Below are 24,308 nucleotides of genomic sequence, written 5' to 3'. Positions count from 1 at the left end.
AACTGTTCGCCATGGAGGACGGGGTCCCGACCGACTCCTACGACCTCCAGGAGGCCTGGCACCGGGTCCACCTGCTGCTCTCCTCGGCCGTGGGCGCACGCGCGGGCGGTGCGCCCTCCGCGGCCGGTGACCTGTTCGCGCTGGCCGACGCCGTCGCGGCCGCGGTCGGCGGGGCCACCGCGGTGGAGGACCCCCGCCAGCGCATCCTGGCCTACTCGACCGTGCCCGGGCAGACCGTGGACGAGGACCGCCGGCAGGGCATCCTCGGCCTCCAGGTCCCCGACAGCCCCGAGAACGCCGAGCAGTACCGGGCGATGTTCGCCGCCCCCGCGCCCCTGCGGCTGCCCGCCCTCGACGACGACAACCTGCCCCGGATCGCCGTCGCCGTGCGTGCGGGCGGCGAGACGCTCGGCTCGATCTGGGTCGTCGACGACGGCACGCTCGCCCCCGGCGCCGAGGACGCTCTCGTCCAGGGCGCCTCCACGGCGGCCCTGTTGCTGCTGCGGGCCCGCGCCGCGCAGGAACTCGCCCGCCACCTGGGCGGCGACCTGCTGCGCCGGGTCCTGGACGGCACCGCCGATCCGGCCACCGCCGCGCACCGCCTCGGGCTGGGCGCGGGCACCGATCCGGTGCGGGTGGCGGCGTTCGTCCCGGCGGGCGCCAGCACCGCGCCGGACGTCGAGCAGACGGCACTGCGCCTGCTCGACCTGGTGCGGCTCAGCTGCGAGGCCCGTTACGGGCGGCACGCCTGCGTACTCGTCGACGGGGTCGTGTACGCGCTGCTCCCGGCGGCCGGCGAACGGGGCGCGGCCCGGCACCGGCAGCTCGCGCAGGACATCGTGGACCGGGCCGGCCAGGCCCTGCGGATGCCCGTACGGGGTGGGCTCGGAGCTTTGGTCGCGGGTCTCGCGCGGGTGGCGGAATCCCGTGACGACGCCGACCTGGTGCTGCGCTGCCTCGACGCGGAGCGCCCCCTCGCTCTCGTGGAGGACGTCCGGGCCAGGGTGGCCCTGCTGCGCCTGGGTGAACTGATGGCCGGACAGCGGGAGTTCGAGGGCGGCGCCTGGGCGCGGGCGGTGGCGCACGACGCGGCGCACGGCACCGAGTACGCCCGTACGGTGCTGGCCTGGCTCGACGCGGGGTGCGACATGGCGGGCGCGGCGGAGCGGCTAGCGGTGCACCCCAACACCTGCCGGTACCGCCTGCGGCAGGCCAGGGAGCAGGTGGGCCTGGACCTGGACGATCCCGACGAGCGGCTGGTGCTCTGGCTGAGCGCCCGGCTCGAAGGCACGGCCTGAGCGGCACCACGGCCGGTGGCCGCAGGGGCGGGCGGCCTCCGGATCAGCTCAGCCAGGCGGTCAGCTGCTCCTCGCACCGTGCGAGCTGGTCCACCGGGACGAACTCCCCGGGGGTGTGCGCCAGGGAGGGGTCGCCCGGGCCGAAGTTCAGCGCGGGCACGCCCAGTTCGGTGAACCGGGCCACGTCGGTCCAGCCCAGCTTCGGGCGCGGCTCGGCGCCGAGGACGCCGACCAGCGAGGCCACCGCCGGGTGCTCCAGGCCGGGCAGCGCCCCCGCCACGGCCTCCGTCACCACGAACGCGTACTCCTCGGGCGGGAACAGCGCCCGGGGGAAGAGGCCCCGTACGTACTCCTCCGCCTCCTTCGGCGAACGGCTGGGGGCGAAGCGGGCGTTGAGGGAGACGACGCAGGTGTCGGGCACGACGTTCCCGGCCACCCCGGCGCGGACCGAGACGGCGTTCAGCCCTTCCCGGTACTCCAGTCCGTCGATGACGACCCGCTCCGGCGTGTGGTCGGCCAGGCGCTGGAGCACCGCCGCCGCGCGGTGGGCGGCGTTGATCCCCATCCAGGCCCGCGCGGTGTGGGCGCGGGCCCCGCGCACGGTGATGTCGGCGCTCAGCACGCCCTGGCAGCCGGCCTCGACGCCCGCGTCGGACGGCTCCATCAGGATCGCGAGCCCGGCGTCGAGCAGCAGCTCCGGGCGCTCGGTCGCGATGCGGTGCAGCCCGTTGCGGTCGCCCTCGACCTCCTCGCACTCGTAGAAGACGTAGGTGACGTCCCGGGCGGGCGCGGTGAGGGCCGCCGCGAGGCGCAGGGCCACCGCGACGCCGCCCTTCATGTCGCAGGCGCCGAGTCCGTACAGCCGTTCGCCGTCGAGCCGGGCGGGCAGGTTGTCCGCGGCGGGCACGGTGTCGAGGTGGCCGGCGAGGATCACCCGCTCGGGGCGGCCCAGCGCGGTGCGGGCGACGACGGAGTGGCCGATCCGTTCCACGGTCAGGTGGGGCAGGGCGCGCAGGGCCGCCTCGACGGCGTCCGCCAGTGGGCCCTCCTCGCCGCTCTCGGAGGGCACGTCGACCAGGGCGCGGGTCAGTCGGACGACGTCGGCGTCGAGATCCAGGGCTGCGGGGACGAGCGTCATGACCGGAGATCCTCCTGCTTCGCGGCGTCGAGCCGGGAGTGCTTCATCCCGTACAGCGCGTACACGGCCAGTCCGACCACCATCCACACGGCGAACGTGATCCAGGTGTCCGAACCGAGGCTGAAGAGCATGTACACGCAGCAGATGACGCCGAGCACCGGCACCACCGGCGAGAACGGCACCCGGAAGCCGCGCGGCGCGTCGGGGTTGCGGCGGCGCAGCAGGATCACGGCGATGTTGACGAGGGCGAACGCGAACAGGGTGCCGATGCTGGTGGCGTCGGCGAGGCTGCCCAGCGGGACGAGCGCGGCGAGTACGGCGATGAACGAGGAGACGATCACCGTGTTGGCGCGCGGCACCCCGCTCTTCGCGTGGACCCGGGAGAAGACCGGTGGCATCAGGCCGTCGCGGGACATGGAGAACAGGATGCGGATCTGCCCGTACTGGACGGTGAGCACGACGCTGGTGGTCGCCACGACCGCGCCGATCGACAGCAGGATCGGCCAGAGGCTGCCGCCGCCCACGGCCCGCACCAGGACCTCGCTGAGCGTGGCCTCGGTGCCCTCGAAGAGGCCCCACGGCATGGCGCCGAGCGCGGCCACGGCGACCAGCACGTAGAGGAAGGTGACCAGCGCGAGCGAGAGGATGATGGCGCGCGGCAGGTCCCGCTGCGGGTTCTTCGCCTCCTCGCCGGCCGTCGACGCGGCGTCGAAGCCGATGTACGAGAAGAAGAGCGAGGCGGCCCCGGCGCTCATCCCGGCGGCGCCGAGCGGGAAGAGCGGGCTGAAGTTGCCCGCGTGGAACGCGGTGAAGGCGACGGCGCAGAACATCACCAGCGCGGCGATCTTCACGCCCACCATGACGACGTTGGCCACCGCGCTCTCCTTCGCGCCGCGCAGCAGCACCACCATGGAGAGGAGGACGATGACGGCGGCCGGGACGTTGACGACCCCGCCCGCGCCGGGCGGCGCGCTGAGGGCGTCGGGCAGGGTGACGCCGAAGACCAGGTCGAGCAGCTCGTTCACGTACTGGCCCCAGCCCACGGCGACCGCCGCGACCGAGACCCCGTACTCCAGGATGAGACACCAGCCACAGACCCAGGCCACGAGCTCCCCGAGCGTGGCGTACGCGTAGCTGTACGAGGAGCCGGAGCGCGGGATCATCCCCGCGAGCTCGGCGTACGACAGGGCCGAGAAGAGCGCGGTGACGCCGGCCAGGACGAACGAGACGATGATCGCGGGGCCCGCCTCGGGCACCGCCTCGCCGAGGACGACGAAGATGCCGGTGCCGAGGGTGGCGCCCACGGAGAGCAGGGTGAGCTGCCACATGCCCATCGTGCGCTTCAGCGCACCACCGGACGGTACTTCGGCGGACACGTCCTGCCGCCTGGTCAGCCTGTGCTTCAGGCCGCCACCGGGGCCGTTGCCCGGCATTGCCCGGACCGTCTCCATGGCACCGCTCCTCTCGCTCCGCGCTCGTATGCGTCGACCCGATGATGCTGAGTGCCGACCGTGCGGGGGTGAGAATATCCGCCATAAAGCGCGGTGCTCCTTTGGCCGAAAGGCCAAAGGAGCACCGTGGGAGTGTCACGGCCCATCCCTTCGGAACGGATGACTCCGCTTCGGTGGCGGCGCGGGGCGGGCAGCGCGACGGGCCTCGGGTACGGGATGTCGTCGCAGGCCATCGCCAACTCGACGGCCGTGCGCTCCCGCTGGGCGGGCCGCCAGGAGGTGACCGCACCGGGGCCTCCCGCCGGGGGCCCCTCGCGGAAGACCGGCGAGCCGGACCCGGCAGCCGCACGCGCGTCGCCGGGCGGCCCGCCGGATCTCCCGGCGGCGTGACGTACTCCACGCCCGGGGCGTACGTCACGCCCGGGGTCTCCAGGCCCGGGAACGTACTCCACGCCGGTCTCCGGCTACGACGGGCCGCACCGGGTCCGGCGGGTCCGGCGGGTCTCAGGCGGTGAGGCCCGCCAGGGTGCGGGAGACCGTCGCGAGTACGGCGTCGGACTCGGGCTCCAGGAAGAAGTGGCCGCCGGGGAAGGTGTGCACGGTGCAGGTGCCGGCGGTGTGGCGGCGCCAGGCATCGGCGTCCTCGGGGGTGGTGAGGGGGTCCTCGGAGCCGGTCAGCACGGTGATGGGGGAGCGGAGGACGGTGCCGGGCGGGCAGCGGTACGTCTCGACGGCGCGGTAGTCGCTCCGGACGGCGGGGAGCACCAGCTCGACGAGCTCGGGGTCCTCCAGCAGCTGGGTGTGGGTGCCGCCGAGTCGTTTGATCCTGGCGAGGAGACCCGCGTCGTCCAGCGAGTGCACCGGCTCGGCCGCCGCGCGGACGGTGTCCGGCGCGCTGCGGCCGGAGAGGAACAGCATCGACGGTGCCTCCTCGCCCGCCAGTTCCCGTCGCCTGGCCACCTCGAACGCGAGGGACGCCCCCATGCTGTGGCCGAAGAACGCCAACGGGCCCCTGAAGGTGCGAAGTTGCTGGTGCACGGCGTCGGCGAGTTCGCCGAGGTCCTCGACGCACGGTTCGGCGAACCGGTCCTGCCTCCCCGGGTACTGGACGGCCATCACGCCGACCGAGGGCGCGAGGGCCGCCGAGAACGGGCGGAAGTAGCCGGCGGATCCGCCGGCGTGCGGGAAGCACACCAGGGTGACGTTGCCGGTGTCGGCGGCGTGGTAGCGGCGGAGCCAGGGGTTGGTCCCCGTCTGTGGTGCGGTCATGTCGCCTTCTCTTCCCGTCCGTTCCCTTGCCGGGGCGCGCTCCGCGCCTCGGCCCGCACGTGGTTCGTGCGTCCTTCCGACAGCATCCCGTGCGCGTCGCGTGCGGCGTTCCGCTCTTGATCGATGCCCAGGGGGCCGGGGGGAAATCCGTGCCGGGGGAGCGCGGCCGCGCGTCGGCCGGCGGCTCCTTCGTGTTCACCCTGTGTTCATTCCGTGTACTCAGGTCATTCAGATAAGGATTTCATAAGTTCCTCATCTTTTGCCGATTCCTTACGTGGAGGAAGAAGACGAACGAACGGCACGAAGGGGAGCCATGACTGGCTGGCTGGGGCGGCTGCGCCCACGGACTCGTGGCACGAAAGCCGTCGGGCCGGGAGGGGCCGCCGGCACGGTGGCCGCCGTACCGGTGGCCGACGCGGACCGTGCGACGGGCGCGTACTCCGGCACCGGGCCGGGGCTCGCGGGCGAGGAGGCCCTGCGGGTGGCCAGCCGCCTGCACGCCTTCAACCGGTACGAGCTCAAGTACCTGGTCCCCGTCGAACAGGCGGCCTCGATCAGGGACGAACTGGCCGACCGCATGGACCGCGACCCGCACAGCCCCGTGGGCGGCTACGGCGTGTGGAGCCTCTACTACGACACCCCCCAACTCCGCTTCTACTGGGAGAAGATCGAGGGCCTGAAGTTCCGCCGCAAGCTCCGCATCCGGCACTACGGAGACCTCGACCGGATCACCGACGCCTCGCCGGTCTGCGTGGAGATCAAGCAGCGGGTCAACCGGGTCACCCAGAAGCGTCGCATCACGCTGCCGTACGAGACGGCCCGGCGGATGTGCGACGACCGGCAGATGATCGAGCACTCGCCGAAGGAGGCCGCCTTCGTCGAGGAGGTCCTCGAACTCGCCGTACGCCTCAACCTCCAGCCCACCGCCATCACCGGCTACCAGCGCGAGGCCCTCGTCGGCCGCGACCAGGACACCGGGCTGCGCGTCACCTTCGACCGGCGCATCCGGGGCCGCGACCGGGACTTCCACTTCGGCACCACCGACGCGGAGAACCGCTTCACGATCCCGCCGCACATGTCGGTCATGGAGATCAAGGTCAACGAGCGCACCCCGCACTGGATCACCGACCTCGCGGCCCGCCGCGACCTCAGCCTGATCCGGGTGTCCAAGTACGTCCAGTCCATCGAGGCGTTCGGGCTCGCGCCCCGCTCGGTGTTCCACGTACGGGAGGAAGACCTCCCGCCGGCTCCGGCCCACCACACCACCGGCGACGGAACCCCGTTCGCCGTGTCCCCCACCCGACTCCCCGCCCCGGGGCGCCTGACGGAGGCTTTCCGCCCGTGAATTTCGACCTGCAGGACCTGAGCGGCACGTTCAGCGTCATGGACATCGTCCTGGCGATGACCCTGTCCTTCGTGCTCTCCACCGTGATCGGTTACGTCTACCGGGCCACGCACAAGAACGTCTCGTACAGCCAGTCCTACGTCCAGACACTGGTCATCGTCGGTATGGTCGTCGCGCTGATCATGCTCGTCGTCGGCTCCAACCTGGCGCGCGCGTTCTCCCTCGTCGGCGCGCTGTCCGTGGTCCGCTTCCGCAACGCGGTCAAGGAGACCCGGGACGTCGGCTTCATCTTCCTGGTGATGGCGATCGGTATGGCGTGCGGAGCGCGCTTCTACACGCTGGCGGCGGTCGGTGGAGTCGTCATCGCGCTGATCATCTTCCTGATGAGCCGGTTCGACCTGTTCGCCCTCAACGTGCAGCGTCAGGTCGTCAAGGTCCAGCTTCCCGCGGGCGAGGACCACACGTCGAGCATCCAGGACGTACTGCTGCGCCTGACCGACGAGTTCGAACTGGTGAGCACCGAGTCCATCCGGGGTGGCACGTTGACCGAGGTGTTCTACACCGTCCGCATCAAGAAGGGCCACGAGCCCGGCGAACTGGTCGCCGCGCTCCAGGAGCGCACGAGGGGCCAGCGCGTCACGGTGCTCACCGGTTACGACCAGACGGACCTGTGATGGCGGAGGTGGAGGGGGGCGTCCGCGAGGAGCGGCGCATCCCGCCCCGCAAGCGGCTCGCGCACCGCGTCCCCCTGCCGGTGCGCCACCACTGGAAGCCGGTCGGGCTGCTCTGCGCGGGACTCGCCGTGCTGCTGTTCTTCTTCTCGGACGCCCGGGTCACGCCGTTCGTCACCAGCGCCTCCGTCGAGGACGCGGACGTCATCACCGAGAACCTGCCCGGCACGGTCGGCCTGTACGACACGACGGCCGCGCACACGTTCCGGATCGAGTACGACCAGACCGACTTCGACAAGATGATGAAGGCGTACGAGAAGGACGGCACCAAGGACTACATCGAGGCCGACCTCACCATCGACGGCACCTATCTCAATGACGTCGGCATCCGCCTCAAGGGGAACTCCACGCTGCAGAGCCTGCGCGGCTCCGGCGGCGGCGCGGCCGGTGGGCCCGGTGGGGCCGGCGGATTCGGCGGTCGAGGAGGCCCTCAGGCGCAGGACCAGCAGGGTCAGGACCAGCAGGGGCAGGACCAGCAGGGGCAGGACCAGCAGGGTCAGGACCAAGACCAGGGCCAGCAGGGTCAGGACCAGCAGGGGCAGGACCAAGACCAGGGCCAGCAGGGTCAGGACCAGCAGGGGCAAGACCAGGATCAGGGCCAGCAGGGCGAGGGCGGCCAGGCTGCGGGCGGGATGCGGGCGGGCGGTGGCGGGATGACGCAGTACGACCTCTCCGCCGACAAGCCCGAGGAACTCCCCTGGCTCGTGAAGATCGACGAGTACGTGGAGGGGCGTGCGTACCAGGGAAATCGCGAGATCTCCCTGCGTCCCGGCGTGGACGACCAACTCCCCCTGAACGAAGCCCTGTCGCTCTCCCTCATGGAGAAGTCCGGGCAGCCCGCCGAGAAGTTCGGCTTCGTGGATCTCACCGTCAACAACCGCCCTGCGGCCACCCGGTTGATGGTGGAGAACCCGAGCAAGGACTACGTGGAGCAGCAGGTCACGGGCGACGGGGTGGCGTACAAGGCCCGTGCGGGCGGCAGTTTCGACTACGTCGGTGACGATCCGACCGACTACGAGACGTCCTTCAAGCAGCTCAACAAGAAGGGGAGTCAGGACCTCGCCCCGGTGATGCGGCTGTTGAAGTGGGTGGATCAGGCGTCGGACGAGGAGTTCGCCCGTGACCTCGACGAGTACGTGGACGTCGACTCGTTCGCCGAGTACGTGGCGACGCAGAACCTGATCCTGAACTTCGACGACATGGCGGGGCCGGGAAACAACTACGTGCTCTGGTACGACCTGGGGACCAAGAAGTTCTCCGTCCTCGGCTGGGACTTCAACCTGACCTTCAGCGGCGACGCGACCAGCGGCCCCGACGACAGCACCAGCATGGGCGGCTTCGGCGGAGGAGGTGGTGGTGGCGGTGGTGCGATCCCCGGCGCCGCAACCGGAGGCCAGGACGCGGCCGGTGCCCCGGGCGCAACCGGCTCGCAGGACGCGACCGGTGGCCAAGGCGCTCCGGCCGAGGGGCAGTTCCCAGCAGGTGGGGAACCCCCGGCCGGCGGGTTCCCCACCGACGGTGAGTTCCCGGCCGACGGGGGCTTCCCCGCCGGCGGCCAGGGCGGACCCCCAGGCGCCCAGGGTGCCGACGGTCAGGGCGCCGACGGCCAGGCGGCCGGCGGGCGCATGGGCGGCGGGGGCGGCATGGGCGGGAACGCCTTGAAGGAGAAGTTCCTGGCGGCCGACGCCTTCGACGCCGTCTACCACGCCGCGTACAAGAAGCTGTACGAGCAGTACTACGGCTCCGGGTACGGCACCTCCACCCTCGACACCCTGGTCACCGCCGCGAAGAAGTCGGGCGCGGACGCCTCCGGGGTCGAGGCCACCGCGAAGTCCCTGCGGACCACGCTCACTTCGCGCACGGAGAGCCTGGCCGAGGACAAGGTGATCACCGGCGGCTGAGCCTGGTCGTCGCCGGAGGCCCGTCCCCCCAGGGGTGCGGGCCTCCGGCGGTGTACGAGCGTCCGGACGGGCACCCGTACACCGGTCACCCCCAGCCGTTGCGCAGGGTCGCCGCCGCCTTGTAGGTCCGCAGTACCGGTGCCGTCTCGATCCGGTCGATGGTGCTCCACGCCACCTTGCGGGTCAGATACTGGTGGAGTTCCTCGGCGTCACGGCAGAGCGCCTGGGCGACCAGATTGGTGGGCCCGGTCGTGGCCACGACCATCGCCAACTCCTCGTGCGTGGAGAGCGCGTGGGCGACCTCGTCCAGGTGCGCGGGCGCCACCTGCATCCAGAGCAGCGCCGAGACGGTCGCGCCCAGCAGGGCCGGGTCCACGTCCACGTCGAAGAAGAGCGCCCCGCGCGCCCGCAGTTCGGCGAGTCTGCGGGTCACCGTGGAGGCGGTCGAGCCGGTCGCCGTGGCGAGGTCGGCGTAGCTGGCCCGCGCGTCGTCGCGCAGCGCTTCCAGGAGCAGCCGGTCGGCGTCCGTCAGCAGATGGGCGGGTGCCCCGGCGGCGGAGCCCGTACCCGCGCCCGAGACGCCTTCGGCGCGCAGCCGCGCCTGCTGCTCGGCGTCGAGCGCGTCTACCCTGCCCCGCCACGCGGTCGGGCCGCCGAGGTAGGTGTGCAGCAGGTAGTGCGCGGAGACCGCGGTGACCCCGGCGGTGCGCGGGATGTCGCGCAGCAGCAGCGCGTGGGCGTCCGGGCCCGCCGGGGTGGTGCGGATGACGGCCACGATCTCGGTGCCACCGGAGGCGAGTCGTACCCACGAGGTGTCGGGGCGGCGCGCGAGTGCGAGGGCGATGTCGTGCGCGGCACGGGTCGCGGCGGTCAGCCGCACGAACCACTGGTGAGTGCCGGAGCTGCGCGGGTCGGGGAGCGCTACCACCCGCAGACCCGTCTGCGCGTGCAGCCGGCGGTAGCGGCGGACCACGGTCTGGACGGAGCAGCCGAGGACCTCCGCGACGAGCGTGAAGGGCGCCCGCCCGTTCACGTGCAGAGCGTGGACCAGGCCGCGGTCCAGATCATCGAGTACGAGCATATTCATCAAAGTAGCCGAGCTGAATGGAAGTAATCACCGATCTTGGCTACCGGGCTGGAATCCGACAGAGGTGCCGCAGGACCGTGGCTGTCGTCCGCCGAAGGCCACCGGCCACCGGGCGTCAGCCACCGCCCGCCGGTCTCCGTCACAGCCGTAGCCCACAGCCATCGTTCCGCAGGGGGAGCGCCGTGTCCCGAACCTCGCACCGCAGTACGCCCGTCTCCGGCCCGGCCGAGGACCCGACGACCGACCCGGCACCGGGCGCCCCTTGGCCACGTCGCTGGTCCGCGCTGGTGGCGGTGCTGGTCGCCGAGGCCATGAACCTTCTCGACGCGACGATCGTCCAGGTCGCGGGGCCGGTCGTGCATGTCGATCTCGGCGGGGCGGCGGCCACCATCCCGTGGTTCAGCGCCGCGTACACCCTCACGTTCGCGCTGGCGCTGCTGACCGGTGCGTGGCTGGGGGACAGGGCGGGGCGGCGGCGGGTGTTCCGTATCGGCGTGGTCGCCTTCGCCGTCACCTCGGCGGCCTGCGCGTGCGCTCCGGGGCCGGCGGCGCTGATCGGGCTGCGGGCGCTCCAGGGAGTCGCCGCCGCGCTGATCGTCCCGCAGACCTTCGGGCTGATCCGGGCGATGTTCGACGGTGAGGAACTGCCCCGGGCGCTCGGGGCGATCGGCCCGGTCATGGGTCTGTCCGCCGTGCTCGGGCCGGTGCTCGGCGGAGTGCTGACCCATGCCGACGTACTCGGCTCGTCCTGGCGGGCGGTCTTCCTCGTCAACCTCCCGCTCGCCGCCGCCGTGCTGGCGATCGCGCCCCGGCTGCGGGAGGACCGTGCCGCCGTCAGGCGCCGCCTGGATCTGGCCGGGACCCTGCTCGCGCCGATCGGCATCGCCCTGGTGGTGTGTCCGCTGGCCGGCGGCTCGGGTGCCCCGGGCCCGCGAGCCTGGGCGACGGCGGGGGCGGGGGCCGTCGTGCTCGCGGTGTTCGTCCTCCAGCAGCGGCGTACCGCGCGCCGGGGCCGGGCCCCCCTGATCGAGCCGGCGCTGCTGCGGGGGCGGTCGTTCCCGGCGGCACTCGCCACGTCGACGCTGTTCTTCGCCGTGATGAACGCCGTCATGACCGTGGTGGTGCTCCACCTCGAACTGGGCCTCGGGCGCGGCCCCCTCGCCGCCGGACTGACGCTCCTGCCGTGGTCGACGGGGCTGGCCGCGGGCTCCTGGGCGGCGGGCGACCGGCTCGTCCCCCGGTACGGAACCACGCGCGTCCTGCACACCGGTGTCGTGGTCCTCGCGGCCGGTCTCCTGGCGGCCTGCCTCGCGTACGGGGCGAGTGGCCCGGGCGCGTACCCGGTGTTCCTGCCGGCCGCGCTCGTCGTCGCGGGAGTGGGCACCGGGCTGTTCACGACTCCGTTCTTCACCGTGGCGCTCAGCGGTGTCGGGCCGCAGGAGACCGGATCGGCCGCGGGGCTTCTCAACACCGTCCAGCAGCTCGGCGGCACCCTCGGCGTCGCGGTCGTCGGAGGCGTCTACCTCGCCAGCGCGAGCGGCCCTGCTCACGCTCTCACGGGTTCGGGCTCACCGGGCGCCGCCGCACGGGCGGCGCTGCTCACCGCCGGGCTGATCCTCGCGGCGGCCGCGCTCGCGGCTGCCGCCATGACCTCTGCCTCCCGCCGGGGCGTGGTCGCTCCCGTGCCGGATCAGCCGCGCAAGTAGGCCAGTACGGCCAGCACGCGGCGGTTCGTCTCCTCGGAGAGGGAGAGGTCGAGCTTGGTCAGGATCGAGCCGAAGTGCTTGCTGACCGTGCCCTCGTTGACGGTGAGGGCGTCGGCGATCGAGGCGTTGGACCTGCCCTCCGCCATCAGCGCGAGGACCTCCTGCTCGCGCGGGGTGAGCCGGGCGAGCGGATCGCGGCGGTGCCGGATGAGCTGGCGGACCACCTCGGGGTCGACCACCGTGTCCCCGGCGGCGACCCGGGTCACCGCCGCCGCGAACTCCTCGACGTGGCCGATCCGTTCCTTGAGCAGATAGCCGACGGCCGTACCGTCGGCCGAGTCCAGCAGATCCTCCGCGTACGAGCGCTGGACGTACTGGCTGAGGACCAGGACCGGCAGATCAGGCTGGCGGCTGCGCAGTTCGACGGCCGCCCGCAATCCCTCGTCGGTGAAGCCGGGCGGCATCCGGACATCGGTCACCACGATGTCCGGCCGGTGCGACTCCACGGCGTCGGTGAGTTCCCCGGCCGTCCCGACGGCGGCCACCACCTCGTGCCCGAACCGGGCCAGTACCCCGACCAGCCCCTCGCGCAGCAGTACGCCGTCCTCGGCCAGCACCACGCGCAAGCCCCCGCCCTCGGTGCGCAACGGCTCAACTCCTGGGTCGTACGGGCGGACACGGGACACGCAGACGGACCACCGTGGGCCCGCCGGGCGGACTGGAGACTAGCAGCAGGCCGTCGACGACCGAGAGACGGTCGGCGACCCCCTGGAGGCCAGTACCGGCGCCGATGTCCGCGCCGCCCGTGCCGTCGTCCCGTACGTCGATCGCCAACTCCCGTCCACGGAACGCTCCGTCCACGGTCACCCGGGAGGCGCCGCTGTGTTTCGCCGCGTTGGTGAGGGCCTCGCAGACCGCGAAGTACGCGGCGGTTTCGACGGCCTCCGGCAGCCGGTCCGGTAGGTCCAGCGCCACGTCCACCGGGACGACCGACCGATCGGCCACGTCCTCCACCGCCGCACCCAGCCCCCGGTCGGTGAGGACCTGCGGATGGATGCCCCGGATCAGCTCGCGGATCTCGACCAGCGCCTCGTCGGCCTGGACGCGTGCCTTCGCGAGGAGCCCGGCGACCGGTTCGGCGGGGCGCTCCAGACCGGCCAGCCCCAGGGTCATGGAGAGGGCGACCAGGCGCTGTTGGGCGCCGTCGTGGAGATCGCGCTCGATCCTGCGGCGCTCCGCCTCGAAGGCGTGCACCAGTCGCACCCGGGAACGGTCCAACTCGTCCACGCGCTCCGCGAGTCCACTCTCCGGCGGGCGGAGAAGGCGCCGCGTCAGGGCGGCCCGGCCCGCCGCGAGCGCTCCCAGGGGGTAGGCGAGCGGCGGCAGCAGGAGCAGCCCGGCCACCAGCAGCGCCCAGGCGGCGGGGTAGGACTGAACGACCCACAGCTTCAGCAGCCGTGCCTCGCCCGTACCGCCCGCGGCCATCTGGGGGAGGACCGCGACCAGCCCCGCCGGGATCAGGAACACGCAGGAGATCGCCAGCGCCTCCACCGGCCACAGCAGGAACCCGAGGAAGAGCGCGTACGCCAACTCCCGCCACGTCGAGGGCTCCTGGAGCCGCACCCGGAGCCAGGCGGAGAGTCCCGGTTCGGCCGGCGCGCGGTGCGCGGAGGGCGGTGGACCGGGGTGGACCAGCCGCAGCCGGTACCGCTCCAGGGCGGCCAGGGGTATCCCGGCGAGGGCCAGGACCAGCAGGAGCGGCAGTCCCACCAGCACCACGGAGAGCACGCCGCCCGCGACGGCCAGCAGGGTCAGCGTCACCAGTACGGCGGCGCCGAGCGGCACGCCGGTGAGCAGGTAGAGCGCGGCGCGCCAGGGCCACACGCCGAGTACGTACCGGCGCTGCCGCAGCGCTCGCGCGAGGGGGACGGGATGCATGGGGGAACGGTAGGCGGCCCGGCCCTCGCGGCGCGATCCGCCGGGGCCGTGACGGGTGGGGACAGCGCGGCTCCGTGCGGCCGGTGGCGGGCTCACGGCGGGTCCGTGGTGGAGACAGCTCCACCACGAGGACGGCATTCCGCTCCGATGTGCCGGGCGGCTGGGCTGAGTTGACTTGGGTCATGAGTCAACAGCCAGCGGTTCAGCTCCGTTCCGTCACTCGGTCGCACGGTCGCGGCAGCAGCCTCGTCACCGCCCTCGACCGGGTCGACCTGACCGTCGCGCCGGGGACCTTCACCGCGATCATGGGCCCCTCCGGTTCCGGCAAGTCCACCCTCCTGCACTGTGCGGCCGGGCTCGACCGGCCGACCTCTGGGCAGGTGTTCCTCGGCGGCACCGAGCTGACCACCCTCGGCGAGCGGCGTCTCACCCTGCTGCGGAGGCGCCGGATCGGGTTCGTCTTCCAGTCCTTCAACCTGCTGCCCGCGCTCACCGCCGCGCAGAACGTGGCCCTCCCGCTGCGACTGGCCGGGGGCAGGCCCCGGCGCGCCGACGTGCTCGACGCCCTGGACCGGGTGGGGCTCGGTGGCCGAGCCGGTCACCGGCCCGGTGAACTCTCCGGCGGCCAGCAGCAGCGCGTGGCACTGGCCCGCGCCCTGATCACCCGCCCCGAGGTCCTCTTCGGCGACGAACCCACCGGAGCCCTCGACTCCACGACGGGCCTTGAAGTCCTCGCCCTGCTGCGGTCCCTGGTGGACGGCGGCCAGACGGTGGTGATGGTGACGCACGACCCCGTCGCCGGGGCCTGCGCGGACCGGGTGGTGCTGCTCGCGGACGGCCGAGTGCGCGACCGGCTCGACGCCCCGGACGCCGAGCGGATCGCCGCACGCATGACGCGGCTCACCGGGAGCGTGACGGCGGAGAATCCGGCGCACCCCAGGCCGGCGCACCCCAGGCCGGCGCACCCCAGCTCGGAGCACCCCGGTCCGGCACGCGAGAAGGCGGTGTCGTCGTGCTGACGCGCGTACTCGCCGGGCTGCGGGCCCGCTGGATCACCTTCGCCGGTTCCTTCGTGGCCCTCGCCCTCGGCGTGGGACTCGTGGCGGCCACCGGCCTCGCCCTTGCCGCCACGCTCGACGCGCCGGTACGCCCTCCGGAGCGGTTCGCGGCGGCCCCGGTGGTGGTCAAGGGGGCGGACACGGTCCGGGTCGCCACCCCCATCGGCGTACGTACGAGCCCGCTCGCCCGACCCCGGCCCGTACCGCCCGCGCTCGTCGCCCGGTTGTCCGCCCTCGGGCCCGCCGCCGAGGACCGCACGTTCCCGGTGGAGTTCCCGTCCGGCGGCGGCCCGTACGCGGACGCCGAGGTCGTCGGCCACCCGTGGTCGATCGCCGCCGCGACCCCGTACCGGTTGACCTCGGGGCGTGCGCCCTCGGCGCCCGGCGAGATCGTGGCCGCCACCGGCCCAGGCTCCCCCGTGCACCCGGGCGACCGGATGCGGCTGCTGTTCCCGGGTGCCACGGGCCCCGGCGGCGCCGGCCGGAGCGTGAGGGTGGTCGGTACCGTCGGGGCGACCGGGTTCGAGACGGCGCTGTTCTTCACCGACACGGAGGCCGCACGGATCTCCCCCGCGGTCGACGCCCTGGTCGTCGACGCGGACCCGCGGGCCGTCGCCGCCGAGGTGGAGGCGGTCGGGGCGGAGGCCACCGGGGCGAAGGCCGAGGAGCCGCGGGTGTCGGTCCTGGCCGGCGACGACCGGCGCCGCGCCGACCCGGACCCCGACCGCGACAAGGAGGCACTGGCCTCCGTCAACGCGCTGCTCGGTACCGCCGCGGGCATCACCGCCTTCGTCTCGGCCGCCGTGGTGGCGTCCACCTTCTCCTTCGCGGTGGCGCAGCGCCGGAGGGAGTTCGGGCTGCTGCGTACGGCGGGCGCCACCCCCGGACAGATCCGCCGGACCGTGTTCGCCGAGGCCGTCCTGGTCGGTGTACTGGCCTCCGCCGCCGGATGCTGGTGGGGCAGGGCGGGAGCACCCCGACTCGTCGCCTGGATGGTGGACCGGGGGATCGCCCCGGCCTGGTTCGCGATCGGCGACCGGACCTGGCCGCTGCACGTCGCTTTCTGGACCGGGCTGGCCGTGGCGGTGGCAGGATCGGCCGTGTCCGCCCACCGCGCCGGCAAGACCGGACCGACCCAGGCGCTGCGTGAGGCGGCCGTCGACGACGGAGCCATGCCGCGACTCCGCTGGATTCTGGCAACTCTGGTCGTGGGCACCGCGATCGGGCTGATCGTGATGGCTCTGGTCTCCGACCCCGGCGGGCTCCTCAAGCGGAAGACCTACCTCACGCAGCCGATGGTGCTCATCGCCGGATGCGCGCTCCTCGCGCCCGTGCTGGTGCCCCCGGCCGTCCGGCTGTTGACCGTGCTGTCCGCCCGACTGCCGGGTGCCACAGGTGTGCTGGTGCGGGAAGGCGCCTCGTCCGCCGTCCGCAGGACGGCTGCCGTCGCCGCGCCCGTCCTCATCACGGTGGCCCTGACCACCGTCCTCCTGGGGACGACCGGGACCCTCGCCGGAGCCAAGGAGGCGGAGGCGCTGACCCGTACCTCCGCAGAGTTCGTGGTGACCGCGAAGGACGAACAGAGGCCCCTGCCCGTGGAGTTCGTGGAACGGGCCGAGGCGGTGCCGGGTGCGGTGGTCAGCGCCTCCCGCTCCACCGGGGTCACCGTCCTCGAAGAGGGCGTCGCCCTCGTCCCCTACGAGGCGGCGGCGGTGGACCCGCGGGCCTTCGCGGAGGTGTCGGCCCTGCCGGTCGCCGAGGGCTCCCTCGCGGATCTCGACGACGACAGCATCGTGGTCACCGAGGAGTGGCTGACCACGACGGTGGGCGAGCGGGTCGGCGTCCGGCTCGGCGACGGCCGTGAGGCGTCCCTGCGCATCGCGGCCGTACTGCGTACCGGCACCGGAGACCACGGTGTCCTGCTCAGCGCCCGCAACGCCTCGGGCGCCCCGGTGGACCGCCTCGACATCACGGTGGCGCCGGGCGCCGACCGTACGGCGGTCGCCGCCGCGCTCCGCGAGGCCGGCCGGGCCACCGGGACCGAGGTGACGACCGCGCGCGCATGGGTCGCCGCGCACCACCCCCGTACCCGGGAGACCACCCGGCTCGGGTTGCTGATGGTCCTCGGTATCGCCCTGCTCTGTACGGGGATCGCCCTGGTCAACACTCTGGTGATGGCGACCGCGGACCGGGCCCGCGACTTCGCCGTCCTGCGGCTGGCGGGCGCGACCTCCGGCCAGGTGCTGAGGATCGTCGCCGTCGAGGCGTTGGTGGTGGTCGGTGTCGGCGCCCTGCTCGGCCTCGCCGTCTCCGCGATGGACCTGGGTGCCGTGTGGGGTGCGCTGGCCCTGCTCGGCGTGCCCACGGGCGTCACGGTGCCCTGGGCGGCGATCGGCGCGGTGCTCGCCGGCGCCGCGGTGATCGCCGTGGTGGCCGCCGTGCTCCCGGCCGTGCGGGTGCTCGGGGTCCGCCCGGTGGAGGCGGTCGGCGCGCGGGAATAGCGGCCGGCGGGCGGGGCGGCGGGGGCGAGTGCCCCGTTGCCCCGCCCGGTGTCACCTTCCGTGCGCCGCCACCAGTGCCGACGCCTCGCCCAGCACGGCCTGTTCGGCGGGGGAGAGGTACGGGTCCGACGAGCGCAGCGCGACGGCTCCGGCGAGGTCCTCGTCGGCTATCGCGCCGTCGCCCGCCATGGCGTTCATCAGGGCGGTGAGCAGGAAGCGCACCCCCTCCGCGGCCGGGAAACCCGGGGTGAGGGAGACCTGCGCCAGGATCAGGGCCGACATGGCGCGGTCCGTCCCGGGCGAGCCCTCGGTGGTGTTGCTCCAGTCGATCACCACCGGCCCGTGCCCGGTCAGCATCACGTTCTCGGGGTGCAGGTCGAGGTGGAGGATGCGGACCTCCGGATCGGGGGAGAGGCGCGGCGGCAGCGCGTGCAGCTCCCGCAGCAGCCCGGCGATCATCTCGCCGCCCTGGCGGGCGTCCAGGGAGCCGGCCATGAGCGCCTCGGCCATCGTGGGACCGGTCAGCCGCTGCATCACGAGGTCGCCCCGGCCCGCCCACTCGGGCGCCGGCCCGATGCGCGGTACCGGGAAGCCGAACGCGGAGAGGTAGGACATCACCGCCAGTTCGGGGGTGGTGTCGGCGTGGTCGCGGTAGCGGCGCAGCACCCAGGAGTCGTCGAGTGCGTACACGTCGGCGCTGCGTCCCGAACCGAGTAGCTGACCAGTGTCCATGGCGCCGAACCTACCCGCGCGCAAGGGGGTTGGGGAGCGGTGGGGGCAAGCCGGCTCCGGCGGTCCTTCCTCGGCTCGGGCAACTCGCCGAAAACTGGTGGATGTTCACGTGAAACATTCCTCCCGGCCCATCGCGTCGAAGAAGTGCGGGACGCACGGCCGGCACGGCCGGGGAGACGGGGGACGCATGAGGAAGTCGCGTGTCGAGGACTTCAGGGAGTTCGCGGCGAGTTGCGCGGGCCGACTGTACCGATCGGCTGCGCTGTTGACCGGTGGCGACGTGCACCTCGCCGAGGATCTCGTACAGGAGACCCTCGGCCGGATGTACATGTTGTGGGGCCGCGTGCACCGGATCGACAATCCGGCCGCGTACGCCCAGACCGTGCTCGTCCGCACCTTCCTCACGTACCGCAGACGCCGCTCCGCCGGTGAACGCCCGCTCGCGGAACTGCCCGACACGGCCCCCGACCGCGCGGGGGAGGACCCGGCTCTGCGGTTGACGCTGCTCGACGCCCTCGACCGGCTTCCCCCGAAGGACCGTGCGGTGGTGGTGCTGAGGTACTGGGAGGACCGCAGCGTCGAACAGACCGCCGAGGCCCTCAGGACGAGCCCGGCAGCCGTACGGACGCGGTGCGTACGGGCGTTGGCCCGGCTGCGCACCCTGCTCGGCGGCAGCCTCGCCGAGTTCGCCACCCACTGAGCCGTCCACCCACTGAGCCGTCCGCCCACTGAGCCGTCCACCCGCACCGCCCGCCGAACACACCGCCCGCCGCCAGCACCGCCCGCCGAACGCCGAACCCGCGCCCGTGGCCGCGCCGCGCGCACCCGGACTCGTCCGCACCCGCGCGCACTCCTCTCCGACCTCCGCCTCCACCGAACGAGAAGTGGTGTCTCTGTCATGCCCTTTGAAGACGACCTGAGTGATGAGCTCCGCCGCACCGGCGAGTCCTTCGAGCTCCGCGACCGGACCGCGCTGCTCGACGGCTCGGTCGAGGCCGGGCGGCGCGGGGTGCGGCGGCGCAGGACCGCCGCCGTCACCGGTGGCGCGCTCGCGCTCGCTCTCGTCACCCTCGGCGGTGGCCTGGCGACCGGTCTGGTCGGGAGCTCCGGATCCGGCGCCGATCTGGCGTCGGGTACACACTCCGTGTCCCCGGCCGCCGGCGCCGGCGCCGGGATCTCCGGCACGGAGATGGTCGAGACGCTGGCCGCGCTGCTGCCCGGCGGAAAGGTGTCGGAGGGTTCCGGCGTCGGTACCGGGGAGCTGGAGGACGGCGCGGTGGCCTCGGCCTCCGTCGTGTACGACGACGGTGAGGGGGCCGCCACGGTCACCGCCGCCCTCTACCCGACGCCGAGTTACGCACGGGGCGGCGACCAGGTCGCAGCCTGCCGGACCGCGCCGGGTGACCTGAGGGACGTGCCGGCCGGAGTGGCGCTGGCCTTCGACGCCGTCGGCGGCCCCGCCCTCACCGACGCCTCCGGGAAGCGCCGGCCCGGCGGCGAGTGCCCGACCACGACGGCACCGGCCACCGCGGACCCGGCAGTCCCGGACCTGGTCGGGAACCGCATCCGCACCCTGGCGGTGGGCGGGGTGACCCTGGACGTACGCGCCTACAGTGGTCTGCTCGACGACCCGGCCGACCCGGCCCGTTCCTCCCCGGTGCTCGACCGACGACAGCTCGACCTCCTCGGACAGTCCGGGAAGTGGACCGGGCTGATCCAGCGCATGAGGGAGATCGTCGCGCAGCGGGAGAAGAACGGCCAGGGCGGATCGGCGACCCCCGCCCCGACGCCCACCCCCAGCCGCGCCCCCGAACTCGACTACTCCACCCTGATGCCCACCTTCCTCGGACTGCTCCCGGACGACGTCACGGTGGTCCGGCAGGAGCACGAGGACGGCAGCGAGTACGCCGAGCTGGTCGTGGACGACGGCCAGGGACAGTCCCTCGTCGGGATCAACGTCCAGCGCGACATGCGGGACGTGGCGGGCGACCTGTACGGCAGCGCCGAGACCCTGCCCGACGGCGGGCTGCTCGCGGTCCGGCAGACGCCGGGCGAGAAGGGCGGGCAGGGCATCGTCCAGTGGACGGTCGACCTCATGTACCCCGACGGCATGCGGGTCGCGGTCATGGCCTTCAACGCGGACCGGCAGGACGGGGTTGCCACCCGGTCCGACCCCGCGCTCTCCGTCGACGAGCTCAAGGCGCTGGTCACCTCCCCGCAGTGGCGCGAGCTCCAGGTGAAGTAGACCGTGTGGCGAGAGTCCCGCCCGCCCGTGCCCCGGGCGGGCGGGACTCTCACTTCGCGTCCGAGTACCGCTCCACCACCGCCGTGGTGAACGGGAACCGCACCGGAGTCTCCCCGAAGGCGATCCGCCCGGCCAGCTCACCGGCCTCGCGGATCGCCCGTACCACCCGCTCCGACTCCTCGGCCGGACAGTGCACGATCACCTCGTCGTGCTGGAAGAACACCAGCTCCGCCCGGAGTTCCTCCTCGGCGAGCGTGCGGCGCAGCCCGGCGAGGAGCAGCAGCGCCCAGTCGGCGGCGCTGCCCTGCACCACGAAGTTACGGGTGAAACGGCCGCGGGCCCGCGCGTCGGAGGAGGCGTACCCGGGGGTGAAGCCGTACCCCCGGCGGCCTTCCCCGGAGCCGTCCTCCTCGTCGGCGCCGCCCTCCTGCGGCAGCCCCGCCTCGCCGTCGTCCCCGGCCCCGGCGGCGGGCGGGCTGGTCCGCCCGAGCCAGGTCCGTACGAGACGCCCCTCCTCGCCCGCCTTCGCCGCGTCGTCGACGTAGCCGACGGCCAGCGGGAAGCGGCGGCGCAGCGCGGCGAGGTTCTTGAGGCCGTCGCCGGAGGTCTGGCCGTAGACCGCGCCGAGCAGGGCGACCTTCGCCTGGTCCCGGTCGCCCCGGAAGGCGCGGTCGGAGAGCGCGGCGTAGAGGTCGCCCTCGTGTCCCGCGACCTCCATCAGCCCGGGGTCGCGGGAGATGGCGGCGAGGACCCGGGGCTCCATCTGGTCGGCGTCGGCGACGACGAGCCGCCAGCCCTCGTCCGCGACGACCGCCCGGCGGATCACCTTGGGGATCTGGAGCGCCCCGCCGCCGTTGGTCGTCCACCGTCCGCTGACCGAGCCGCCCGGCGTGTACTCGGGGCGGAAGCGGCCCTCGCGCACCCAGTCCTGGAGCCAGCCCCAGCCGTGCGCGGTCCAGATGCGGTAGAGCTTCTTGTACGCGATCAGGGGCTCGACCGCCGGGTGGTCGATCTCCTCCAGGTGCCAGCGCCGGGTGGAGGTCACCTTGATCCCGGCTCCGGCGAACGCCTTGATGACGTCGGCGGGCAGGTCGGGCCGCACCCGCCGCCCGAACGCCGCCGAGACCCGGTCGGCCAGCTCGGCGAGCCTGCGGGGCTCGCCACCGCCCGCGTACCGCTCGCCGAGCATTTCGTTCAGCAGGTCCCGGTGCACATCGGCCCGCCAGGGCATCCCGGCCCGGTTCATCTCGGCGGCGACCAGCATCCCGGCGGACTCGGTGCCGGTGAGCAGCAGCATCCGATCGGGGTGCTCCGCCTCCCGGTGGCGGCGCAGCTGGTCGGCGTAGACGTCGAGCAGCCCCTCGAACGGCACCTCCGTGCCGGCCGACTGCTCGAAGAGCGGGGACTGCGCCCCCGGGTCGGCGCTGCGGGGCGGCGGATCGGCGGGTACGGGGGTGTGACGGAGCCGGGCCAGGGCCGCCGCGGCGGAACGGGGTTCGCCGAGCCGCCCCGCGTGGCCGAGGAGGAGCAGCTCCGCGCACTCGATGTCGTAGCACCGCTCGACGCGGACCCCGGCGGCGAGCAGCCGGGGGTAGATCTCGGTGGTGGACCGCCACACCCAGCGCACCACGTGGGGGCGCGCCCGGACCGCCTCGGCGAGGTCGGGTTCACGGAGCACCGGACCGGCCGGGCGCCCGTCCGACTCCAGCGGAACGAGCAGCGCGCCGCCGCCCTCCGCCGCGGCCAGGGCCCACCGTTCCGTCATGGCCCCGAGTCTGGCACCGGGCACTGACATCACCGGGGAGCGGTCCCGGGCCGTGTCCGCCCACGCGCGTGGTATCGGACACGGCCCGCGGTGGCGGCCCCCCGGGCGGCGCCTCCCGGGAGGCAGCTCCGGGTGGCTGCCGCGAGGATCGGCACCGGGGGCGACGGCGAGCGGACCGCGGCGCGCGGGGAGCAGGAGCAGGGGATGAAGGCGATCGTGTTCGAGGAGTTCGGCGGCCCCGAGGTGCTGCGGCTGACCGAGGTGGAGGCCCCGCGGGTGGCTCCGGGGCGGGTCCGGGCGCGGGTCCGGGCCGCCGGGGTCAACCCGCTCGACTACAAGATCCGCAAGGGGTGGATGCAGCAGGCGGCCCGCACCGCGTTCCCGGCGACGCCCGGCAGTGAGTTCGCGGGCGTGGTCGAGGAGGTCGGTGAGGGCGTCACCGACTTCGCCCCCGGCGACGAGGTGCTCGGCTACAGCGAGACCGGCTCGTACGCCACCGAGGTGCTGGCCGTTCCGGAGAAGATCACCCGCAAGCCGGCCGACCTGGACTGGGAGACGGCCGCCGCGCTGCCGGTGGCCACCGAGACCGCCTCCCGGGTGCTCGACGAACTGGCACTGGACGCCGGGGAGACGCTGCTGCTGCACGGGGCGGCCGGTGCGGTCGGCTCGGCCGCCGTGCAGCTCGCGACGGCCCGGGGCGCGACCGTCATCGGCACCGCGTCCCCCGCCAACCACGACTACCTCCGGGTGCTGGGCGCGACGCCGGTGGAGTACGGCCCCGGGCTGGTCGAGCGGGTCCGGGCGCTGGCTCCACAGGGTGTGGACGCGGTCTTCGACGCGGCGGGGCGTGGCGCGCTGCCGGACTCCATCGAGCTGCGCGGCGGCACGACGGACCGGGTGATCACCATCGCCGACGCGGACGCCCCCGCGCTCGGGGTCGCCTTCTCCGCCGGGGGCGGCGGCCCCTCCGCCGGACGCCTCGCCGCCAACGCCCGCCGAGCGGTCCTCGGCGAGCTGCGCATCCCGGTCGACCACACGTATCCGCTGGCCCAGGCCGCCGAGGCACACCGGGTCAGCGAGGCCGGGCACGTACGCGGAAAGCTGGTGCTGCTCCCTCCGCGGGAAGGGTGACCAGGTGGGGCGAGGGGCGTCCGCCTCTACCCTGAACCCATGGAACCGGTGATCGACCAGGCGTGCGCGGCGGCCCTCTACTCGGAGGGCGACGCCGGTCTGGACACCGGTGCGTCGCTGCTCGCCGCCGCCCCGGGCGCGGACGACGAGGCGCACCGGAGGGGCGAGGAGTTCCTCCGCCGCGCCTGGGCCCGGGGCTGGCAGCCCGCCGACGTCGTACGGTTCGTGCGCCGGGAGCTGGACGAGGAGCGGGCGGCCCTCGCCGCGACCCTGATCGCCGCCGAGACCGCCGGGTACGCGACGCTCCCGCCGCGCTGGTCCGGCCAGCTCGCCGAGCTGCCGCCGCCCGTGCCCCGCAACCGGCCGGACCGTTTCTCCTACGCCTCCGCGCTGCTGGAGCTGTACCGGTTGCTGCTGCGGCTGCCCGCCGTGGAGGCGGTCGGGCCGCCGCCCGGCGAGACCCCGGCCGGCGGCTCCCACCTCCCGCCGCCCGCGCACGACGAGCCCAGGATGCTCACCCGCATCCGCGCCCTGCTGGCGAAGGCGGAGGGGACGGACTTCCCGGAGGAGGCCGAGGCGCTCACCACCAAGGCGCAGGAGCTGATGGCCCGGCACAGCATCGACGAGGCGCTGCTCGCCGCCCGTACCCACAGCGGGGACCAGCCCGGCGCCTGCCGGATCGGGGTCGACGCCCCGTACGAGACGGCCAAGGCGATCCTGCTCGACGCGGTCGCCTCGGCGAACCGCTGCCGGGCCGTGTGGAACAGCGACCTCGGCTTCACCACGGTCGTCGGTTTCGAGCCCGACCTGGAGGCGGTGGAGCTCCTCTTCACCTCGCTGCTGGTGCAGGGCACCTCGGCGATGGCGCGCGCCGAGGCGGGGCAGCGGGCCGGCGGCCGGAAGCGGACCAAGACGTTCCGGCAGTCCTTCCTGATGGCGTACGCCCAGCGGCTCGGCAGTCGGCTCGCCGCCGACACCGCGCGGGTGACCGCCGAGGCCGGCGCGGCAGCGG

19 protein-coding genes are annotated in these 24,308 nt (G+C 73.7%); 11 read left to right on the top strand and 8 right to left on the bottom strand.

Annotated elements, in window-relative coordinates; all coding sequences use genetic code 11:
• Positions 1-1,298, top strand: a 1,298-nt coding sequence (locus tag ACWD3D_RS14320; RefSeq protein ID WP_451461178.1) for a PucR family transcriptional regulator, incomplete at its 5' end; no start/stop codon positions are given.
• Positions 1,299-1,341: 43 nt separating this feature from the next.
• On the opposite strand, the gene dapE is transcribed toward ACWD3D_RS14320, so the two are convergent.
• The 3 genes from dapE to ACWD3D_RS14305 form a co-directional block, all read right to left on the bottom strand.
• The gene (gene dapE / locus ACWD3D_RS14315) at positions 1,342-2,436 is read right to left on the bottom strand and encodes a succinyl-diaminopimelate desuccinylase (protein ID WP_451461177.1); all 1,095 of its coding nucleotides are present in this window, start codon (positions 2,434-2,436) and stop codon (positions 1,342-1,344) included.
• Positions 2,433-3,887, bottom strand: coding sequence for an amino acid permease (locus tag ACWD3D_RS14310; RefSeq protein WP_451461176.1), 1,455 nt, complete (start codon positions 3,885-3,887; stop codon positions 2,433-2,435). Before ACWD3D_RS14310 ends, dapE begins: the two co-directional genes overlap by 4 nt.
• 504 nt (positions 3,888-4,391) lie before the next feature.
• On the bottom strand, positions 4,392-5,156 hold the full coding sequence (locus tag ACWD3D_RS14305; protein ID WP_451461175.1) for a thioesterase II family protein: 765 nt from the start codon (positions 5,154-5,156) through the stop codon (positions 4,392-4,394).
• 481 nt (positions 5,157-5,637) lie between these two features.
• Here ACWD3D_RS14305 and ACWD3D_RS14300 point away from each other — a divergent pair, with 481 nt between their 5' ends.
• From ACWD3D_RS14300 to ACWD3D_RS14290, 3 genes are read left to right on the top strand one after another with little or no spacing between them, the layout of a single operon-like run.
• Entirely contained in the window at positions 5,638-6,501 is an 864-nt protein-coding gene (locus ACWD3D_RS14300) for a VTC domain-containing protein (RefSeq protein WP_451461181.1), read from the top strand.
• Positions 6,498-7,175 carry a DUF4956 domain-containing protein gene (locus ACWD3D_RS14295; protein WP_387364324.1) on the top strand — a complete coding sequence of 226 codons (678 nt, stop codon included), beginning with the start codon at positions 6,498-6,500 and terminating at the stop codon, positions 7,173-7,175. Before ACWD3D_RS14300 ends, ACWD3D_RS14295 begins: the two co-directional genes overlap by 4 nt.
• Positions 7,175-9,133: a CotH kinase family protein gene (locus ACWD3D_RS14290; RefSeq protein ID WP_451461174.1), complete on the top strand. Its 1,959-nt coding sequence runs from the start codon at positions 7,175-7,177 to the stop codon at positions 9,131-9,133. The genes ACWD3D_RS14295 and ACWD3D_RS14290 overlap by 1 nt, the downstream gene beginning before the upstream one ends.
• Before the next feature lie 85 nt (positions 9,134-9,218).
• On the opposite strand, the gene ACWD3D_RS14285 is transcribed toward ACWD3D_RS14290, so the two are convergent.
• Positions 9,219-10,214, bottom strand: coding sequence for an Lrp/AsnC family transcriptional regulator (locus ACWD3D_RS14285; protein ID WP_451461173.1), 996 nt, complete (start codon positions 10,212-10,214; stop codon positions 9,219-9,221).
• 188 nt (positions 10,215-10,402) lie between these two features.
• On the opposite strand from ACWD3D_RS14285, the gene ACWD3D_RS14280 reads away from it, so the two are divergent.
• Positions 10,403-11,926, top strand: coding sequence for an MFS transporter (locus ACWD3D_RS14280; protein WP_451461172.1), 1,524 nt, complete (start codon positions 10,403-10,405; stop codon positions 11,924-11,926).
• Here ACWD3D_RS14280 and ACWD3D_RS14275 read toward each other — a convergent pair.
• The gene (locus ACWD3D_RS14275) at positions 11,911-12,552 is read right to left on the bottom strand and encodes a response regulator (RefSeq protein ID WP_451461180.1); all 642 of its coding nucleotides are present in this window, start codon (positions 12,550-12,552) and stop codon (positions 11,911-11,913) included. The genes ACWD3D_RS14280 and ACWD3D_RS14275 overlap by 16 nt on opposite strands.
• 25 nt (positions 12,553-12,577) lie before the next feature.
• Complete coding sequence (locus tag ACWD3D_RS14270; protein WP_451461171.1) at positions 12,578-13,864, bottom strand: sensor histidine kinase; 1,287 nt, start codon at positions 13,862-13,864, stop codon at positions 12,578-12,580.
• A 182-nt stretch (positions 13,865-14,046) separates the two neighbouring features.
• Between ACWD3D_RS14270 and ACWD3D_RS14265 the strand changes: the two genes are divergently transcribed.
• Together ACWD3D_RS14265 and ACWD3D_RS14260 are read left to right on the top strand one after the other, a co-directional pair.
• Positions 14,047-14,883, top strand: a complete 837-nt coding sequence (locus tag ACWD3D_RS14265) for an ABC transporter ATP-binding protein (protein WP_451461170.1) — start codon at positions 14,047-14,049, stop codon at positions 14,881-14,883.
• Positions 14,877-17,423 (top strand): FtsX-like permease family protein, encoded by a 2,547-nt coding sequence (locus tag ACWD3D_RS14260; protein WP_451461169.1) that lies wholly within the window; start codon positions 14,877-14,879, stop codon positions 17,421-17,423. Before ACWD3D_RS14265 ends, ACWD3D_RS14260 begins: the two co-directional genes overlap by 7 nt.
• Before the next feature lie 51 nt (positions 17,424-17,474).
• On the opposite strand, the gene ACWD3D_RS14255 is transcribed toward ACWD3D_RS14260, so the two are convergent.
• A complete protein-coding gene (locus tag ACWD3D_RS14255) occupies positions 17,475-18,155 on the bottom strand; it encodes a phosphotransferase (RefSeq protein ID WP_451461168.1) in 681 nt (226 codons plus the stop codon).
• A 187-nt stretch (positions 18,156-18,342) separates the two neighbouring features.
• On the opposite strand from ACWD3D_RS14255, the gene ACWD3D_RS14250 reads away from it, so the two are divergent.
• Together ACWD3D_RS14250 and ACWD3D_RS14245 are read left to right on the top strand one after the other, a co-directional pair.
• Positions 18,343-18,855 (top strand): SigE family RNA polymerase sigma factor, encoded by a 513-nt coding sequence (locus tag ACWD3D_RS14250; protein WP_451461167.1) that lies wholly within the window; start codon positions 18,343-18,345, stop codon positions 18,853-18,855.
• A gap of 198 nt (positions 18,856-19,053) precedes the next feature.
• Positions 19,054-20,400 (top strand): hypothetical protein, encoded by a 1,347-nt coding sequence (locus ACWD3D_RS14245; RefSeq protein WP_451461166.1) that lies wholly within the window; start codon positions 19,054-19,056, stop codon positions 20,398-20,400.
• A gap of 49 nt (positions 20,401-20,449) precedes the next feature.
• On the opposite strand, the gene ACWD3D_RS14240 is transcribed toward ACWD3D_RS14245, so the two are convergent.
• Positions 20,450-22,165 (bottom strand): bifunctional 3'-5' exonuclease/DNA polymerase, encoded by a 1,716-nt coding sequence (locus tag ACWD3D_RS14240; RefSeq protein WP_451461165.1) that lies wholly within the window; start codon positions 22,163-22,165, stop codon positions 20,450-20,452.
• Positions 22,166-22,369: 204 nt separating this feature from the next.
• On the opposite strand from ACWD3D_RS14240, the gene ACWD3D_RS14235 reads away from it, so the two are divergent.
• Both ACWD3D_RS14235 and ACWD3D_RS14230 read left to right on the top strand, forming a co-directional pair.
• Positions 22,370-23,296 carry an NADP-dependent oxidoreductase gene (locus ACWD3D_RS14235; protein WP_451461179.1) on the top strand — a complete coding sequence of 309 codons (927 nt, stop codon included), beginning with the start codon at positions 22,370-22,372 and terminating at the stop codon, positions 23,294-23,296.
• A gap of 39 nt (positions 23,297-23,335) precedes the next feature.
• Positions 23,336-24,308: DUF2786 domain-containing protein (locus ACWD3D_RS14230; RefSeq protein WP_451461164.1), on the top strand; the 973-nt coding region annotated here is incomplete at its 3' end.

It is taken from the genome of Streptomyces sp. NPDC002690, from assembly GCF_053592415.1.
This window is presented reverse-complemented; position numbering and strand designations above follow the sequence as displayed.